A 300-nucleotide genomic window follows, 5' to 3' on the forward strand; every position below is an offset into this window, starting at 1 on the left:
CACTGTCCCACGGGTTCGGGACGAGAGTATCCCTGTAAATAACGCCCTGACTCCAAACAGACTGCTGACAGCCGCAACCAATACAGGAAGTCCCATAAACCAGGTAATTTGCTTTCCAGCAGACTGGCAAAGGGTTTCGTAAGTAGCTCCCAGGCGGATCAGAGTCTGGTATCTGCGCCCGGTTTTCTGCTGACTCATCAGGAACTGAACACCCACGATGGTGTTGGCAACTACCAGGAAAACAATCGCAAGATAGAGGGTAATATAACTGGATGCTATGGTGTAGAAAAGCTGACGACC

Annotated in this window: 1 pseudogene; it reads right to left on the bottom strand. The window is 50.3% G+C overall.

The features are described 5' to 3' along the window. Positions 1-300: pseudogene (locus tag LI149_RS15125) on the bottom strand (ABC transporter permease); the annotation flags it as partial.

This window comes from Dorea sp. 210702-DFI.3.17, from assembly GCF_020560825.1.
GTDB lineage: Bacteria > Bacillota > Clostridia > Lachnospirales > Lachnospiraceae > Dorea > Dorea formicigenerans.